General features: G+C 64.3%; 12 protein-coding genes. 6 read left to right on the forward strand and 6 right to left on the reverse strand.

The annotated features are described in order from the left end of the window. Positions 1 to 33: 33 nt before the first annotated feature. Entirely contained in the window at positions 34 to 549 is a 516-nt protein-coding gene (locus VSR68_RS18630; RefSeq protein ID WP_342941226.1) for a MarR family winged helix-turn-helix transcriptional regulator, read from the reverse strand. Between the two features lie 312 nt (positions 550 to 861). Here VSR68_RS18630 and typA point away from each other — a divergent pair, with 312 nt between their 5' ends. The 6 genes from typA (at position 862) to VSR68_RS18660 (ending at position 10,730) form a co-directional block, all read left to right on the forward strand. Next, entirely contained in the window at positions 862 to 2,688 is a 1,827-nt protein-coding gene (gene typA / locus VSR68_RS18635; RefSeq protein ID WP_342941227.1) for a translational GTPase TypA, read from the forward strand. A gap of 363 nt (positions 2,689 to 3,051) precedes the next feature. Continuing rightward, positions 3,052 to 5,907 (forward strand): 2-oxoglutarate dehydrogenase E1 component, encoded by a 2,856-nt coding sequence (locus VSR68_RS18640; protein WP_342941228.1) that lies wholly within the window; start codon positions 3,052 to 3,054, stop codon positions 5,905 to 5,907. A gap of 142 nt (positions 5,908 to 6,049) precedes the next feature. Then, complete coding sequence (odhB, locus tag VSR68_RS18645) at positions 6,050 to 7,333, forward strand: 2-oxoglutarate dehydrogenase complex dihydrolipoyllysine-residue succinyltransferase (RefSeq protein ID WP_342941229.1); 1,284 nt, start codon at positions 6,050 to 6,052, stop codon at positions 7,331 to 7,333. A 142-nt stretch (positions 7,334 to 7,475) separates the two neighbouring features. After that, on the forward strand, positions 7,476 to 8,918 hold the full coding sequence (gene lpdA, locus VSR68_RS18650; protein ID WP_342941230.1) for a dihydrolipoyl dehydrogenase: 1,443 nt from the start codon (positions 7,476 to 7,478) through the stop codon (positions 8,916 to 8,918). Between the two features lie 96 nt (positions 8,919 to 9,014). Continuing rightward, positions 9,015 to 10,112 (forward strand): cell division protein ZapE, encoded by a 1,098-nt coding sequence (gene zapE / locus VSR68_RS18655; protein ID WP_342941231.1) that lies wholly within the window; start codon positions 9,015 to 9,017, stop codon positions 10,110 to 10,112. 156 nt (positions 10,113 to 10,268) lie between these two features. Continuing rightward, complete coding sequence (locus tag VSR68_RS18660; protein WP_342941232.1) at positions 10,269 to 10,730, forward strand: transposase; 462 nt, start codon at positions 10,269 to 10,271, stop codon at positions 10,728 to 10,730. A gap of 117 nt (positions 10,731 to 10,847) precedes the next feature. Here the strand turns inward: VSR68_RS18660 and VSR68_RS18665 are convergent, their stop codons facing one another. From VSR68_RS18665 to VSR68_RS18685, 5 genes are all read right to left on the reverse strand, one after another. Next, positions 10,848 to 11,333, reverse strand: a complete 486-nt coding sequence (locus VSR68_RS18665; RefSeq protein ID WP_342941233.1) for a DUF2147 domain-containing protein — start codon at positions 11,331 to 11,333, stop codon at positions 10,848 to 10,850. A gap of 196 nt (positions 11,334 to 11,529) precedes the next feature. Beyond that, positions 11,530 to 13,236, reverse strand: a complete 1,707-nt coding sequence (locus VSR68_RS18670; RefSeq protein ID WP_342941234.1) for a ShlB/FhaC/HecB family hemolysin secretion/activation protein — start codon at positions 13,234 to 13,236, stop codon at positions 11,530 to 11,532. A gap of 125 nt (positions 13,237 to 13,361) precedes the next feature. Further along, entirely contained in the window at positions 13,362 to 13,538 is a 177-nt protein-coding gene (locus VSR68_RS18675; RefSeq protein ID WP_342941235.1) for a hypothetical protein, read from the reverse strand. Positions 13,539 to 13,777: 239 nt separating this feature from the next. Continuing rightward, entirely contained in the window at positions 13,778 to 15,064 is a 1,287-nt protein-coding gene (locus tag VSR68_RS18680) for a collagen-like triple helix repeat-containing protein (RefSeq protein WP_342941236.1), read from the reverse strand. A 191-nt stretch (positions 15,065 to 15,255) separates the two neighbouring features. Continuing rightward, entirely contained in the window at positions 15,256 to 16,749 is a 1,494-nt protein-coding gene (locus VSR68_RS18685; protein WP_342941237.1) for a collagen-like triple helix repeat-containing protein, read from the reverse strand. Positions 16,750 to 17,048: the final 299 nt, after the last annotated feature.

Consider the following 17,048-nt stretch of genomic DNA (forward strand, 5'->3'; position numbering starts at 1 on the left):
CATTTTTCTTTAATGGACGGTGCAACTATTTTCTTACGATTTGCTGTCGGTATTGCTTGCCGAGTCACGGTTTTCGCCGAGTAATTCACAGCTATTTGTCAAGACTCGTCTCAGAAGGCTCTTGAGGAATCCTGTTTCCTCTGGCGTGAAACCGGACAGCAACTTCTCTGTGACGCCTGTGAAGACAGCCGGCATGCGCGCGGCGATTGCGTGGCCTTCGGCCGTCAGCGCAAGCCGGACGACGCGCCGGTCTTCGTCGCTGCGGACGCGCGTGAGCAGTCCGCGTTTTTCGAGGCGATCGACGAGGCGCGTGACCGCGCTTGCGTCGATTCCGTATTCGCGCGCCAATTCGGCCGCTAGCAGGCATTTGCCGCTCGCGACCATGAACAGCACGCTGGCCTGCTGGCTGGTGATGCCGAGTTCGGCCATCGTGCGTTGCGTCACGAGGTTCGACAGCGCCGATTTCACGCGCGAAATCAGATAGCCGACGCTTTCGCCCAATTGGTATTCGCTGACCTCGGGCGACGGCGTGTTGGACGGTTCGGTCATGATTCTCGTGCGACTGCAATGGTTGACTATGCACGATTGTAGAATCGATTAATTGACGCGGCAAGCGTTATTACAGCTTAGGCAAGGATCTATCTTGCGCAGGGTGAAAGTCTGCGGAAAGCTTGCTGACGTGGCAGACGGGCAGGGCGCATGTGTTGCGTTATCGAGATATTGGGGCGCGCTATCGGGGAATACCAGAAACGCGTCATCGGCGCGTGCTATAATTTTCGGTTCCCAAAAGTGCGCTTTGGGCTTGGCGAAGTAGCTGGGCAGGTGGCGCACTCCACTCGTTTCCAGCGTCTCCAGGTTCCTATGTCCCGCGCTCTCCGCAACATCGCCATCATCGCTCACGTCGACCACGGCAAAACCACGCTCGTCGACCAGCTGCTCCGCCAGTCCGGCACCTTCCGCGAAAACCAGCAGATCGCGGAACGCGTGATGGACTCGAACGACATCGAAAAAGAGCGCGGCATCACGATTCTCGCCAAAAACTGCGCCGTCGAATACGAAGGCACGCACATCAACATCGTCGACACCCCGGGCCACGCCGACTTCGGCGGTGAAGTGGAGCGCGTGCTGTCGATGGTCGATTCGGTGCTGCTGCTCGTCGACGCCGTCGAAGGCCCGATGCCGCAAACCCGTTTCGTCACGAAGAAGGCGCTCGCGCTGGGCCTCAAGCCGATCGTCGTGGTCAACAAGATCGACCGCCCGGGCGCGCGCATCGACTGGGTGATCAACCAGACGTTCGAACTGTTCGACAAGCTCGGCGCGACGGAAGAGCAGCTCGACTTCCCGGTCGTCTATGCGTCGGGCCTGAACGGCTACGCCGGTCTCGATCCGAGCGTGCGCGACGGCGACATGCGCCCGCTGTTCGAAGCGATTCTCGAGCACGTTCCCGTGCGCCCGGCCGATCCGGACGGTCCGCTGCAACTGCAGATCACGTCGCTCGACTATTCGACGTATGTCGGCCGTATCGGCGTGGGCCGTATCACGCGCGGCCGCATCAAGCCGGGCCAGCAGGTGGTCCTGCGCTTCGGTCCGGAAGGCGAAATCCTGAGCCGCAAGATCAATCAGGTGCTGTCGTTCGAAGGTCTCGAGCGCGTGCAGGTGACCGAGGCTGAAGCCGGCGACATCGTGCTGATCAACGGCATCGAAGACGTCGGTATCGGCGCGACGATCTGCGCGCCGGACAATCCCGAAGCGCTGCCGATGATCACCGTCGACGAACCGACACTGACGATGAACTTCCTCGTCAACTCGTCGCCGCTCGCGGGCAAGGAAGGCAAGTTCGTGACGAGCCGCCAGATCCGCGATCGTCTGATGAAGGAGCTGAACCACAACGTCGCGCTGCGCGTGAAGGACACCGGCGACGAAACGGTGTTCGAAGTGTCGGGCCGCGGCGAACTGCACCTCACGATCCTGGTCGAGAACATGCGCCGCGAAGGGTATGAGCTGGCCGTGTCGCGTCCGCGCGTGGTGCTGCAGGAAGTCGACGGCGTGAAGCACGAGCCGTACGAACTGCTGACGGTCGACGTCGAAGACGCGCACCAGGGCGGCGTGATGGAAGAACTGGGCCGCCGCAAGGGTGAAATGCTGGACATGGCGTCGGACGGCCGTGGCCGCACGCGTCTGGAATACCGCATTCCGGCGCGTGGCCTGATCGGCTTCCAGGGCGAGTTCATGACGCTCACGCGCGGCACGGGCCTGATGAGCCACGTGTTCGACGAATACCTGCCGCTGAAGGAAGGTTCGCTCGGCGAGCGCCGCAACGGCGTGCTGATTTCGCAGGACGACGGCGCGGCTGTCGCCTACGCGCTGTGGAAGCTGCAGGATCGCGGCCGCATGTTCGTGAAGCCGGGCGACGCGCTGTACGAAGGCATGATCATCGGAATTCACAGCCGCGACAACGACCTCGTCGTGAATCCGATCAAGGGCAAGCAGCTGACCAACGTGCGCGCGTCGGGCACCGATGAAGCCGTGCGTCTCGTTCCGCCGATCCAGATGTCGCTGGAATACGCGGTCGAATTCATCGACGACGACGAACTCGTCGAAGTGACGCCGCACAGCATCCGTCTGCGCAAGCGTCACCTGAAAGAGCACGAGCGCCGCCGCGCGAGCCGCGAAGCAGCAGCGAGCTAAGCTCGCGTGCCTTTGCGGGCATGCACCCGGCATCAGCAAAAAGCCGCCTTCGGGCGGCTTTTTGCATGGCGCGTGGCACCTCGTCGGACAGTGCTCGAATATGCGCCTAAAATATTCTTGCGCAGTGCGGCAAAGACTATTGCGAAAGCATAAAACCTGCCGCAGAGCCCCGTCGGACGGGGATTTCAATTGGGAGCTGTCCTATATCAACCATTGGTTATGTGATATGCTCCGGCGAATGCAAGTTTTAGGTCCTTCCAAGCAAGACTTGATTCGCGCAATCCGCTAAACGGTCAGGCCGTGTCGCGGAAGGTTCAGTTAACCCGCTATTTCTCGAGAAGCTCGAAGAAAGGTGAGCGTAAAATGATGAAGCAATTCCAGTCGAACTCGTATTTGTTCGGCGGCAATGCTCCGTACGTAGAAGAGTTGTACGAAGCATATCTCGACAATCCCGCGTCAGTGCCCGAGACCTGGCGCAACTATTTCGACGCATTGCAGAACGTCCCTGCATCGGACGGCACCGCGGCCAACGATGTGGCCCACGGCCCGATCGTCGAATCGTTTGCTCAACGCGCGAAGGCCAATGCGTTCCTTCCGCGAGTCGCCGGCGAAGATCTCACCACCGCGCGAAAGCAAGTCTATGTGCAGTCCCTCATCGGCGCATATCGCTTCCTCGGCTCGCAATGGGCCAACCTCGATCCCCTGAAGCGCCGCGAACGTCCGAACATTCCCGAGCTCGAACCCGCGTTCTACGACTTCACCGAAGCCGACATGGACCAGGTGTTCAACACGAACAACCTGTACTTCGGTTTCGAGCAGGCTTCGCTGCGTGACATCGTCAAGGCGTTGCGCGACACATACTGCGGCACGATCGGCGCCGAGTACATGTACCTGAGCGATCCGGAGCAGAAGCGCTGGTGGAAGGAGAAGCTCGAGTCGATCCGCTCGACGCCGAACTTCTCGAACGAGAAGAAGAAGCACATCCTGAACCGTCTGACGGCGTCCGAAGGCCTCGAGCGCTTCCTGCACACCAAGTACGTCGGTCAGAAGCGCTTCTCGCTGGAAGGCGGCGAAAGCTTTATCGCGTCGATGGACGAAGTCGTGCATCACGCGGGCAAGAACGGCGTGCAGGAAATCGTGATCGGCATGGCGCACCGCGGTCGTCTGAACGTGCTGGTCAACACGCTGGGCAAGATGCCCGCCGACCTCTTCGCCGAGTTCGAAGGCAAGCACGTCGACGATCTGCCGGCGGGCGACGTGAAGTACCACAAGGGCTTCTCGTCGGATATCGCCACGGAAGGCGGCCCGGTTCACCTGTCGCTCGCGTTCAACCCGTCGCACCTCGAAATCGTGAATCCGGTGGTCGAGGGCTCGGCGAAGGCACGCATGGACCGCCGCGGCGACGAGCAGGGCCTGCAGGTGCTGCCCGTGCAGATCCACGGCGACGCCGCCTTCGCAGGCCAGGGCGTCGTGATGGAAACGCTGAACCTCGCGCAAACGCGCGGCTACGGCACGCACGGCACGCTGCACATCGTCATCAACAACCAGATCGGCTTCACCACGTCCGATCCGCGCGACGCGCGTTCGACGCTGTACTGCTCGGACGTCGTCAAGATGATCGAGGCGCCCGTTCTGCACGTGAACGGCGACGATCCGGAAGCCGTCGTGCTGGCGACGCAGCTGGCCATCGACTTCCGCATGCAGTTCCACAAGGATGTCGTGCTCGACATCATCTGCTTCCGCAAGCTGGGTCACAACGAGCAGGACACGCCGGCTGTCACGCAGCCGCTGATGTACAAGACGATCGCGAAGCACCCCGGCACGCGCGCGCTGTACGCCGAAAAGCTGGTGCAGCAGGGCGTCATCACCGCCACGGAAGGCGATGAGTTCGTCAAGGCTTACCGCAAGGCGATGGACGAAGGCCACCACACGGTCGACCCCGTCCTGTCGAACTACAAGAGCAAGTACGCGGTCGACTGGGTGCCGTTCCTGAACCGCAAGTGGACGGATGCCGCCGATACGGCCGTGCCGCTCGCCGAGCTCAAGCGTCTGGCCGAGCGCATCACGACGATTCCGGAAGGCTTCAAGCTGCACCCGCTCGTGGAGCGCGTGATCAACGATCGCCGCGCGATGGGCCGTGGCGAGGCGTCCCTCGACTGGGGCATGGGCGAGCATCTGGCGTTCGCATCGCTGGTCGCATCGGGCTACGCCGTGCGTCTGACGGGCCAGGACTCGGGCCGCGGCACGTTCACGCACCGTCACGCGGTGCTGCACGACCAGAACCGCGAGCGCTGGGACGGCGGCACGTACGTTCCGCTGCAGAACATCGCTGAAAACCAGGCGAAGTTCTCGGTGATCGACTCGGTGCTGTCCGAAGAAGCCGTGCTCGGCTTCGAATACGGCTACTCGACGGCTGAACCGAACACGTTCGTCGCGTGGGAAGCGCAGTTCGGCGACTTCGTCAACGGCGCGCAGGTCGTGATCGACCAGTTCATCTCGTCGGGCGAAGTGAAGTGGGGCCGCGTGTCGGGCCTGACGATGCTGCTGCCGCACGGCTATGAAGGCCAGGGTCCGGAGCACTCGTCGGCGCGCATCGAGCGCTTTCTGCAGCTGTGCGCAGACCACAACATGCAGGTCGCCCAGCCGACCACGCCGGCGCAGATCTTCCACCTGCTGCGCCGTCAGATGATCCGCCTGTTCCGCAAGCCGCTGATCGTCTTCACGCCGAAGTCGCTGCTGCGTCACAAGGAAGCCGTGTCGGATCTGTCGGAACTGGCGAAGGGCTCGTTCCAGCCGGTGCTCGGCGAAACGGACGCTTCGATCGACGCGAAGAAGGTCAAGCGCGTGCTGGTCTGCTCGGGCCGCGTGTACTACGACCTCGTCGCGCATCGCCGCGAAGCGAAGGCACAGGACGTCGCGATCTTCCGTATCGAGCAGCTCTATCCGTTCGCGCACAAGCAGTTCGAAGCGGAACTGAAGAAGTACGACAACGCAACCGAAGTGGTGTGGGTGCAGGACGAGCCGCAGAATCAGGGCCCGTGGTTCTACATCGAGCATCACCTGCGTGAAGGCATGAAGGAAGGACAGAAGCTCGCGTACAGCGGCCGTCCCGCTTCGGCCTCGCCGGCTGTCGGCTACTACGCGAAGCACTACGAGCAGCAGAAGGCGCTGATCGAAGGCGCGTTTGGCCGCCTGAAAGGCGCGTCCATCGTTAAATAACCAACGAGAGCGAACCGGGAAAGCGCTGAGCGCTTTCCCGCCCCGCGTCTGAAACACCCATGTAAGCGCGACACCACGCGCACAAATCAGACGCGGCTCGCACAAGGTTCGTTGTCATCCGATACGTATTCAGAGAAATCAAATGGCTATTGTTGAAGTCAAGGTTCCCCAGCTGTCCGAGTCGGTCTCGGAAGCGACGATGCTGCAGTGGAAGAAGAAGCCGGGCGAAGCCGTCGCCCAGGACGAAATCCTGATTGAAATCGAAACCGACAAGGTCGTGCTCGAAGTGCCGGCTCCGTCGGCGGGCGTGCTCGCGCAAGTCATCAAGAACGACGGTGACATCGTGGTCGCCGACGAAGTGATCGCGAAGATCGACACGGAAGGCAAGCCGGGCGAAGCCGCCGTCGAAGCCGAAGTGAAGCCGGCTCCGCAAGCCGAGCCGGCAGCGGCGGCTGCCGCTCCCGCGCAGGCGGCGGGCGCTGCGGGCGCAAGCACGACGGCATCGCCGGCTGCGACGAAGATCATGGCCGAGAAGGGCCTCGCAGCTGGCGACGTCGCCGGCACGGGCCGCGACGGCCGCATCACGAAGCAGGACGTGCTGGGCGCAGGCGCCGCGGCACCGGCTGCGAAGGCTGCGCCGGCACCCGCCGCAGCGCCCGCACGCGCCGCGAAGCCGTCGCTGCCGCAAGTCGGCGCGCCGGCATCGGCCGAGCAGTGGCTGAAGGACCGTCCGGAGCAGCGCGTGCCGATGTCGCGTCTGCGCGCACGTATCGCCGAGCGTCTGCTCGAGTCGCAGCAGACCAACGCCATCCTCACGACGTTCAACGAAGTGAACATGGCGCCCGTGATGGATCTGCGCAACAAGTACAAGGACAAGTTCGAGAAGGAACACGGCGTGAAGCTCGGCTTCATGTCGTTCTTCGTGAAGGCGGCGGTCCACGCGCTGAAGAAGTTCCCGCTGGTGAACGCGTCGATCGACGGCAACGACATCGTCTATCACGGCTACTTCGACATCGGTATCGCTGTCGGCTCGCCGCGCGGCCTGGTGGTGCCGATCCTGCGCAACGCGGATCAGATGAGCCTCGCCGACATCGAGAAGAAGATCGCCGAGTTCGGCGCGAAGGCACGTGACGGCAAGCTGTCGATCGAAGAAATGACGGGCGGCACGTTCTCGATTTCGAACGGCGGCGTGTTCGGCTCGATGCTGTCGACGCCGATCATCAACCCGCCGCAATCGGCGATCCTCGGCGTGCACGCGACGAAGGAACGCGCCGTTGTCGAAAACGGCCAGATCGTGATTCGCCCGATGAACTATCTGGCGCTGTCGTACGACCACCGCATCATCGACGGCCGCGAAGCCGTGCTGTCGCTGGTCGCGATGAAGGACGCGCTGGAAGATCCGGCTCGTCTGCTGCTCGACCTGTAATGCCTGTCTCGCGACGCGGCCGCGGCTTGAAACCGCGGCGCGCCGTCGCGATATGAATACAGGCCTCTCGCATTTCCGCAGTACCTGAAGCCACGCGCGCCGCGAAGCGCGGCCGCGTCGGCTAGTCATCAAAAGGATAGTCATGTCCAAAGAATTTGACGTCGTCGTGATCGGTGCCGGTCCCGGCGGCTATATCGCAGCCATTCGCGCCGCGCAGCTCGGCAAGACGGTTGCCTGTATCGAGAAGTGGAAGAACCCGGCCGGCACGCTCAAGCTGGGCGGCACGTGCCTGAACGTGGGCTGCATTCCGTCGAAGGCGCTGCTCGCGTCGTCGGAAGAGTTCGAGAACGCGTCGCACCATCTCGCGGACCACGGCATCAGCGTGGAAAACGTGAAGGTCGACATCACGAAGATGCTGGCCCGCAAGGAAGGCATCGTCGAAAAGATGACGAAGGGCATCGAGTTCCTGTTCCGCAAGAACAAGATCACCTGGCTCAAGGGCCACGGCAAGTTCACGGGCAAGACGGACGCCGGCGTGCAGATCGAGGTGTCGGGCGAAGGCACGGATGGTGAAACGCGCGAAGTGGTCACGGCGAAGAACGTGATCATCGCGACGGGCTCGAAGGCGCGTCACCTGCCGAACGTCCCGGTCGACAACAAGATCGTCGCCGACAACGAAGGCGCGCTGTCGTTCACCGAAGTGCCGAAGAAGCTCGCTGTGATCGGCGCGGGCGTGATCGGCCTCGAACTGGGCTCGGTGTGGCGCCGTCTGGGTTCCGAGGTGACCGTGCTCGAAGTGCTGCCGGAATTCCTCGGTACCGCCGATCAGGCGCTCGCGAAGGAAGCCGCCAAGCAGTTCAAGAAGCAGGGCCTCGACATTCAGCTGGGCGTGAAGATCAGCGAAGTGAAGAACTCGGGCAACAGCGTGTCGCTTGCGTACACGGACAAGGACGGCAACGCGCAGACGCTCGACGCCGACCGCCTGATCGTGTCGATCGGCCGCGTGCCGAACACGGATAACCTGGGCCTCGAATCGATCGGCCTGAAGGCGAACGAGCGCGGCTTCATCGACGTCGACGATCACTGCGCGACGTCGGTGCCGAATGTGTACGCGATCGGCGACGTGGTGCGCGGCCCGATGCTCGCGCACAAGGCCGAGGACGAAGGCGTGCTGGTGGCCGAGATCATCGACGGTCAGAAGCCGCACATCGACTACAACTGCATTCCGTGGGTCATCTACACGGAACCGGAAATCGCGTGGGTCGGCAAGACGGAACAGCAACTGAAAGCGGAAGGCCGCGAGGTCAAGACGGGCCAGTTCCCGTTCATGGCGAACGGCCGCGCGCTCGGCATCAACAAGGCGGATGGTTTCGTCAAGATGATCGCCGACGCGAAGACGGACGAGCTGCTCGGCGTGCATATCATCTCCGCGAATGCGTCCGATCTGATCGCCGAAGCCGTGGTGGCGATGGAGTTCAAGGCTGCGTCGGAAGACATCGGCCGTATCTGCCATCCGCACCCGTCGCTGTCCGAAGTGATGCGTGAAGCGGCGCTCGCCGTCGACAAGCGCGCGCTGAATATGTAAGAAGCATCTGCCCGGAGTCTTATCCGGGCAAACGCGAATCACGACGAAGGCGGGTGGGTTCAACCCCTCCCGCCTTCTTCATTGCTGCGTCACATAATGAACGTCACCGAATACTACGAACAGGAACTGCAGACACGGGGATACGAGTCCGATCCGGCGCAACGCGCTGCCGTCGATCGTCTGCAGCGGTGCTATGAAGAGTGGACTGCGTATAAGGCGCGTCGTCCGAATGCCTTTATGAAGCTGATCATGCACCCTGATCTGCCGAAGGGCGTCTATATGTGGGGTGGGGTGGGGCGCGGAAAGAGCTTCTTGATGGACAGCTTCTATGCGGTTGTACCGCTCGTGCGTAAGACGCGTCTGCATTTTCACGAGTTCATGCGAGAGGTCCATCGCGAACTCGAAGAACTCAAAGGCCAGGCCGATCCGCTCGACGAACTCGCGCGGCGCATCGCGAAGCGCTACCGGCTCATCTGTTTCGACGAGTTCCACGTGTCCGATATCGCGGACGCGATGATCCTGTATCGCCTGCTCGACCGCCTGTTCACGAACGGCGTGCAGTTCGTGATGACGTCCAACTACGATCCCGACACGCTGTATCCCGACGGCCTGCATCGCGACCGTCTGCTGCCCGCGATCGAGCTGATCAAGAGCAAGCTCGACGTGGTCAATGTCGACGCGGGCATCGACTACCGCAGGCGCACGCTGTCGCAGGTCGAGGTGTATCACACGCCGCTCGGCGCCGCCGCCGACAAGGCGCTGCGCGATGCGTTCGCGAAGCTCGCGGCCGTGCCCGACGAAAGCCCGCTGCTGCACATCGAGAAGCGCGAGCTGAAGGCGCTGCGGCGCGCGGACGGCGTCGTCTGGTTCGATTTCGCGACGCTGTGCGGCGGCCCGCGCTCGCAGAACGACTACCTCGAACTGGCGAGCCGGTTCCATGCGGTGATCCTTTCCGGCATCCCGCAGATGACGCCGCGCATGCAGTCGGAAGCGCGGCGCTTCACGTGGCTCATCGACGTATTCTACGACCACAAGGTCAAGCTGCTGATGTCGGCGGCCGTGGAGCCCGAGGAACTCTACACGGAAGGGCCGATGGCCAACGAGTTCACGCGCACGGTGTCGCGCATCGTCGAGATGCAGTCGCAGGAATATCTGGATGCGCCGCGCCGGATCGTCGATACATCGCTCACCTGATCGATTTCGTTCGAACGACACACCGTTTGGGATAGCGCAACCCGCGCTGACCCTTACGGCAGCGGCTAGCCGTGCATTTTCAGGATTCGGATTGGTCTGATATCCGGTAGTGGGTCAACTCTATATCGTCGAGGCACCCTTGACGAAGGAGAAAACATGACCCCTTGCCGTGATATCACCGACGAAGAATGGCAGCAGGTCGCGCCGTTGCTGCCGGAACTGCGCCCGCGTTCCGAATTGCGCGGCCGTCCGCTCGCCAACACCCGCTCCGTGCTCAACGGCGTGCTCTGGGTGATCTATAGCGGCGCCACCTGGTCCGCGATGCCGCGCAAATACCCGTCGTATCAAACCTGCCACCGCCGCTTCAAGGCGTGGCATAAGGCAGGCGTGCTGAAGCGCGTGATGGACCAGCTGTTCGGCGATGCCGGCAGCGAATTGTGCAGCATGATGGAAGCGCGCATGCGCATCCACGCGCCGAACGCAGTCGCGGCAGCCGAAAACGATGCGGCCACCGCGCAACCGGTCATGCCCGCCACGCCGTTGTTCCCGCCGCCGGGCGCGCCCGCATCGACGCCGCTGGTATTCGACTACGCCAGTCACTTCATGAATGCGGCTTGACGGATCGAACGAATTGAACGCACGCAATAACGAAAAGCCGGCCTCGCGAAAGTAATCGCCAGGCCGGCTTTTTTCGTTCATGCTTCGCTGCCACGAACGAAGCGCCGCGCTACCGCATCAGTTCTGCCGAATCCACGTCTGCGAACGCCCCAGCAGCGATACGCCGATATAGCCGCGCACCACGAGCTTCTGTCCGCTGTCTTCTATGTGCATCTTGCACTTGTAGAGCTTGCCGTTCTCCGGGTCGAGAATCTGCCCGCCGTCCCAGTTGTCGCCGTCCTTTTTCATATCGTTGATGATCGTCATGCCGAGAATCGGCTGATCCTTGCGCGCGTCCGTGCAGGCGGTGCAGCGCCGGTCGGGCTGATCGTTCGGATTGAGCCCCTTGATGACTTTTCCGCTTAGCGTGCCGTTCACGTCTTGCGTGATCTGCACGAGCGCCTTGGGTTGGCCCGTGTGATCATCGATGGTTTGCCATGTGCCGACGGGACTGTCGGCCTGCGCGAATGCAGTGACGGCGCCGGCAAGCAGCACGCCCGCGACAGCCGCCTGTTTCAACGTCTTGCCGAACGCGGAACGCGCGCGCTGGGTGAGTGATGTCATCGTCTTCCTCCTTGTTGAAAATCGTCGCGAACGGGACTCGCGCGGCGCCGTGTGAGCCTCGATGCGAGGCGGCGCCCTGTGTTTTATGTGCAGCGTTGGAGAGGGCAGAATACGTGAAAGCGTGCGCGTCGTTTGATAGTGAAGCCTCTAATCGAAGCCGCCGTTTCGCGAGCGCTTCATGGCTGCGATGCCGCCATCAGTTCAGCTGATAAGAGAACGTCGCGTTGATGCGCGGACTGCGCGACGCGCTTTCGATGGGGGCATCGCCGAGCGCCTTCGCGAGAGAAAGATCGAGGCTATAGTGCTTCGCGTCGGAGAGCCGAAAGCCGATCGCAACGGATGACAACCTGTTCGGCTGCGGCGTGCCCGCATGCAGATAGACGCGCGCCATGTCGAACGACACATACGGCGTAACCGTGCGCAGATACGTGAACCCCAGCGCGACCGCGCGATTGATTTCGAACGATGCGCCCCAGCCCGAGTCGCCCGATGTCTCGCCCGGCTGGTAGCCCTGCGCGAAACGTTGCGCGCCGAACGAAATCTGCTCGGAAGTGGGCAGCGTGTCTGGGCTGTATTGCGCCGTCGCGGCGACCGCCGTGCCGATGCCGAACGGCCACTCGTTGGTTTGCGACACGCTCGCGCCCGTGCGCACGAACGTGATCGAAGCGGGATTGATGGTCGTCGTGCCGGGGATGTTCGAGTCGCCGGCCTTGCCCGCGCCGAGTATGTCGAACGCTTTCGCAACGTTGATGCTGGCCTTGCGCATCTGGCCCGTCTGCACTTGCGCATAGTCGGCTTGCAACTGAAGCACGCGCACCTGCGAGCGCAGCCCGATCGCCGCGCCCGTGATCGTGTTGCTGAAGCGGTCTTCGTCGTGCGATGCATACGCCGTCACGGTGCCGGTGAGGCTGTGCGTGTTGCTCAGCATCAGCGGATACGACAGCGAGCCGCCGATCCTGTCGTTGATCACTGTGCGTTGTACATACGAGGGCAGGCCGGGGTTGTTCTTCGGATTGCCGCGATAGTGCGATGCGTCGATTTTCGCGGTCATCCCGTCTGTGCCGATGGGCAGTGCGCCGTGCGCCGCGAGATACGTGACGTTGTCGCGGCCCTTCGGCAGCAGCGCCGATACGCTGAGCTGCTCGCCGAGCGACGTGAGCCCGTTCTCCGTCGCCGTCAGCAGGCCCTGGACGCCCGGATGATTGAAGTCGATGCCCGTGCTGATGTCGAACGGCTTTCGGTCGACGTTCAGTTCGAGCGTTGTCGCGCCGTCCGTGCTTTGCGGCGGCGGCACGTTGGCCGTGACTTTCACGCCGGGCAAGAGGCCCATCACGTTGATGTAGCGCTCGAAAGTCGCGCGGCGCAGCGGCCTGTCCGCGGCGATATGCGCGGCGATCGCGCGCAGCTTGTCCTCCGTCTTGCCGGGCTTGCCCGTGATTTTCACGTTCGCGACGTAGCCCTCGACGATCGTCACGCGCACGACGCCGTTCTCGAACGTCTGCGCCGGCACGAACGCGAACGACAACGCATAGCCGCGCTCCTGATACAGACGCGTGACGCCGTTCGCGACGTCGATCAGTTCGCCGATCGTGATGTCCTTGCCGACGAGCGGCGTGAAGCGTTGCGCGACCTCGTCGAAGGGAATCGACTTCACGCCTTCGACCTGAAACTTTGCGGGCGTGAGATGCCGCGCGAGCAGTTCCTGAAGCTGCGGCGCTTGCGGCTGGATCTGCGCTGTCGCGTTGGGCCCTTTGTCGGGTGCCTTGATTTGCGGAAGCGCATCGAGCGGGTTGCCGCCCACAGCGTTGCCGCTGACGGTGGGGCGCGTTTGCGCGTGCGTCTGTGACGTGCTCGCGATGATTGCCGCGAGGAAGAGTGTCCATTGCTTGTGACCGAGTTTCATCGGTTGGTCCTCGTTGGCCTGTTTTTGTCGTTGCGGGTGCGGTGCCTTGTCCGGGCAGCGCGCCTGCTTATGTGATGCGTGTTTTGTTTTGTGTGATTCGTGCGGTGCGCCGGCTGCGGTTTCTTTCATGCTTCATGCTGTTGCTTGCCGTTGCCGTTGCCGTTGCCGTTGCCGCTGCCGATGCCGATGCCGATGCCGATGCCGATGCCGCTGCCGTAGCCGTAGCCGTAGCCGTAGCCGCTTGCCGCTGTCGCTGCCGTTGCAGATGCAGATGCAGATGCAGATGCAGATGCCGCTGCCATTGCCGTTGCCGTTGCCGCTGTCGCTGTCGCTCGCCGTCGCCATCGCCGTTACCGTCGCCGTTGCCGCTGCGACTGGCCGCTTGCCGCTTGCCGCTGCCGCTGCGACTCGCCACTCACGTCCTTGCGCTTGTTGCCAGCGCATCGAGCACGCGCGCATCGCGACACCGTGTTTCTCGCTTGCCGCAGCGTCGCGTGCTCCGTCCGGAGCGAAGCACGCGCGCTTCGTTTTCCTGAGCGCTTTACTTCTTCGCCGATGGCACGAGTGCGCCGACCAGCGATGCGCCGCCGCCTGTCGTGCCGCTTCCCACCGCCGTGGCGAGCGTGCCCGTGAGCGCGCCGACGATGCTGGTCACGGGCGCGAGCGGACTGCCGCTGGACGCACCGCCGCCGGGCGCGCTCGTCACCGTCGACAACGGGCTACCCGATCCCGCGCCCGTCGCTGCGCCCGTCGTTCCCGTCGCGCCTTGCAGCGGCGTGCCGCCGAGCAGCGTCGTCGCGGAGCCGAGCGGGTTGCCGCCCAGGCCGATGCTCGACAGCACGCCATCGAGCGGGCCAAGCGGACCGAGCGCGGAAGACAGCGGCGGCCCCGCTCTGACGACAGCCGCCGGTCCGCCGACGAGGCTCACGATCAGCCCGGGAATCGGCGCATAGCCATTCGGCCCGTTGGGATTCACAAGGCCGCCTGCGTTCGTCACCGTGTTGCCGAGCGAGCCGACGAGCAGACCCACATCCGCGCCGAGCGGATTTTGCGTGGTACTGCCAACGGTCGCGCCCGCGTTCTGTAGCGCGCCGCCGATCTGCGCGAGCACGCCCGACACCGGCTGGCCGAGTCCCGTCGTCGTGCCGACGGCTTGCGTCACCTGGCCGAGCGTGATCACGAGTGGGGTGATCGTGGTGCTGAGCGGTTGCGTCACCTGCTGAACGGGCGCCGACGACAGCGACACACCCAGCGTCGCGCCGCCTGCGTCGAGCGCGTTGCCGACGCTGTCCAGCACGCCTGCCACGGGTGTCGTGACGGGCGAGAGCGGCGCGAGATTGCCCGTGCCGAGACCGTCGACGGTCTCCGCGAGGCCGTGCACGACGCCGCCCGTCGAGCTGACGACGGGGCCGAGTCCCGCGACCGTGGTGCCGACCGGGTCGGAGGTCGAGCCGGTTTGCCCGAGGCCGTTGCTGACGGCGTCCGCGAGCGCGCCGACCGTCCCGCCCGCGCCGGATACCGTGTCGCCGAGCCCTTGCGTGACTTGCGGCGATACGCCCGGCACGTGCGTCGAGCCGATCGTGTTGCCGAGGTCGTCGACTGTCTTGGCCAGCGTCGATACTGCGCCCGACGTGCCCGTCGTCGCCGTGCTTCCGCCGCCCGTCGTCGCCGTGCCGCCGGACGGCGCGGGCGCGGGCGAGGGGCCCGCGGTGACGCCGTGGCCGCCGCAAGCGGCGAGCAGGCACGCGAGCGCGAACGCGGAAAGCGGGGCGCGCGGCGACGGGATCGCGGCGCGCGTGGCATGAGAGATAACACGTTGCGTGTGCATGGAATGCTCCTCGTTGTCTTGTGGATGTCGCCTGAAAACTTCGTCGGCTCGAAGCGTCGGGTCAAAGGCCGCGACGCTTGCCGACGCGGCCGCGCACGACGCAGGCAGCGCTGCCTGCGTCGATACCTGCGTCGATGCGCGCTTGGGGAAGGGCCGGGACGCGAGCAGGCCGCCGCGCCCCGACGCGGCCGCTACTTCTTCGCGCCGCCGCCGAGCACGCCGCCGACGAGCGACGTGACCGCGGAAAGCGGATTCGACGGAGCGTTCGCGCTGCTGCCCGCCGTCGACGTGAGCGAAAGCCCGCTGGGCGCGGACGAAGCCGTGGACGTGGACGGTGCGGACGAGGTCGACGTCGTCGGCGCGGCGATGGCGGGCGCGTTGAGCGTGCCCGTCACCGTCGAGACGACGACCGTGACGGCGCCCGTCACGGCGGACAGCGGGTTGCCACCGGCCGCGTTGCCCGCGCTGCCTGTCAAGCTGCCTGCCGCGCCCGTGACGGCGCCCGTGATAGCGCCGAGCGGACTGGCGCCGCCCGCACCGCTTGAAACACCGCCGAGCGCGCCCGTCACCGCACCGAGCGGATTGCCGCCGCCCGCGCCGCCTGCGAGCCCGCCAAGCGCGCCAGTCACCGCGCCCAACGGATTGCCGCCAGCCGCGCCGCCTTGCAGCAGTCCTCCGACTGCGATCGTGGTCTTGCCGGTATCGGCGACGACGTTGCCGATACCCGTCGATACGGGATTGCCGCCCGTCGATGCGACGATGCCGCCCGTCTTCACGAGCTGGCCGCCGAGCGTCGACAGAAGGCCGTTGACGGGCGCGCCGATGCCCGTCGTGTTGCCGACCGTCTGCGTGGTTGCCGCGAGCATCGACGTAATCGGCGTGATGGCCGTGCTGACCGGTTGCGTCACCTGCTGCACGGGCCCCGACGACAGCGCGCCCGTCAGCGTGCCGCCTCCATTCGTCACCGCGCCGCCGACCATCCCGACGGCGCTGCCGAGCGGGTTCGTCACGGCGGCGAGCGGCGCGAGTTGTCCGCTGCCGAGGCTTTTCACGAGATCGCCTGCGCTCGTCACCGCGCTGCCCGCATTGCTCACCACGCCGCCGACGCTCGCTACCGTCGTGCCGACGGGATCGGTCGACGCGCCGAGCTGGCCGAGCCCCTGCGCGACGCCGTTACCCAGCGTCGACACAGCCGTGCCGAGATCCGAGACCACGGCGCCTGCCGCCTGAGGCGTCCCGTTGCCGACGCCTGGCAGCGTCTGCGCGCCGATCACGCTGCCGACACCCGATACCGTCGAGCCCGCGTCGGCAACGACACCGCCTGCGTCGGCAGCGATGTTGCCGATCTGGTTGGCCGCCTTCGGAGTCGGATTCGATCCGCCGCCCGATCCGCTGCCTGAGCCGCTGCCGGAGCCATCGCCCGAACCGTTGCTCGCCGTGCCGCCCGTGCCCGCCGAACCGTTGTCTCCCGAAGCGCTGCTTCCGGAACCGCTACCGTCCGCGCCGCCCGAACCGCCGCCTTCCACACCGCTGATGCCTCCCGTCGAAATCGCGCCTTTGCTGCCGCCCCCCGTGCCCTGGCTCAGCGATCCCGAGCCGCCGCAAGCGGCAAGAGATAACGTCACCGTCACTGCGCCTGCGATCATCGATGCCCGTACCAGGCCTTGTATCGTTTGAATTTTCATTTCGTCCTCGGAAATTCCGTTTCTGTCGAGTGATGCCGGGCGCCCTATTTGCAACGTCCATGCCAGCGAGCGTGACTAATTGCGGCCGCCACTCGTGCAGCGCGTTCCGATCGAGCACTGGCGTGCTTTCGCGAGCAGTCGCGTGATCCGTATGAAAACTGATAAGGACCGCTAATGTGACGAGAAGAGGAGAAGGCGAGCGGCGGCGTAACGTAACGGCGAGGGGGTGCCGTTACGTGAGGACGGGTAACGCAACGTAACGCGACGCTTGAAACAAACGGCTTAAACGGGTGCTTGGT

Source organism: Paraburkholderia phymatum (genome assembly GCF_038900715.1).
Taxonomy (GTDB): Bacteria; Pseudomonadota; Gammaproteobacteria; order Burkholderiales; family Burkholderiaceae; genus Paraburkholderia; species Paraburkholderia phymatum_A.

Bases quoted from the DNA above. Each gene is read 5' to 3' on its own strand.
- VSR68_RS18660 (WP_342941232.1), top strand. From the start codon at position 10,269: ATGACCCCTTGCCGTGATATCACCGACGAAGAATGGCAGCAGGTCGCG.
- VSR68_RS18670 (WP_342941234.1), bottom strand. From the start codon at position 13,236: ATGAAACTCGGTCACAAGCAATGGACACTCTTCCTCGCGGCAATCATC.
- typA (WP_342941227.1), top strand. From the start codon at position 862: ATGTCCCGCGCTCTCCGCAACATCGCCATCATCGCTCACGTCGACCAC.
- VSR68_RS18630 (WP_342941226.1), bottom strand. From the start codon at position 549: ATGACCGAACCGTCCAACACGCCGTCGCCCGAGGTCAGCGAATACCAA.
- zapE (WP_342941231.1), top strand. From the start codon at position 9,015: ATGAACGTCACCGAATACTACGAACAGGAACTGCAGACACGGGGATAC.
- odhB (WP_342941229.1), top strand. From the start codon at position 6,050: ATGGCTATTGTTGAAGTCAAGGTTCCCCAGCTGTCCGAGTCGGTCTCG.
- VSR68_RS18640 (WP_342941228.1), top strand. From the start codon at position 3,052: ATGATGAAGCAATTCCAGTCGAACTCGTATTTGTTCGGCGGCAATGCT.
- VSR68_RS18665 (WP_342941233.1), bottom strand. From the start codon at position 11,333: ATGACATCACTCACCCAGCGCGCGCGTTCCGCGTTCGGCAAGACGTTG.
- VSR68_RS18680 (WP_342941236.1), bottom strand. From the start codon at position 15,064: ATGCACACGCAACGTGTTATCTCTCATGCCACGCGCGCCGCGATCCCG.
- VSR68_RS18675 (WP_342941235.1), bottom strand. From the start codon at position 13,538: ATGGCAGCGGCATCTGCATCTGCATCTGCATCTGCATCTGCAACGGCA.
- lpdA (WP_342941230.1), top strand. From the start codon at position 7,476: ATGTCCAAAGAATTTGACGTCGTCGTGATCGGTGCCGGTCCCGGCGGC.
- VSR68_RS18685 (WP_342941237.1), bottom strand. From the start codon at position 16,749: ATGAAAATTCAAACGATACAAGGCCTGGTACGGGCATCGATGATCGCA.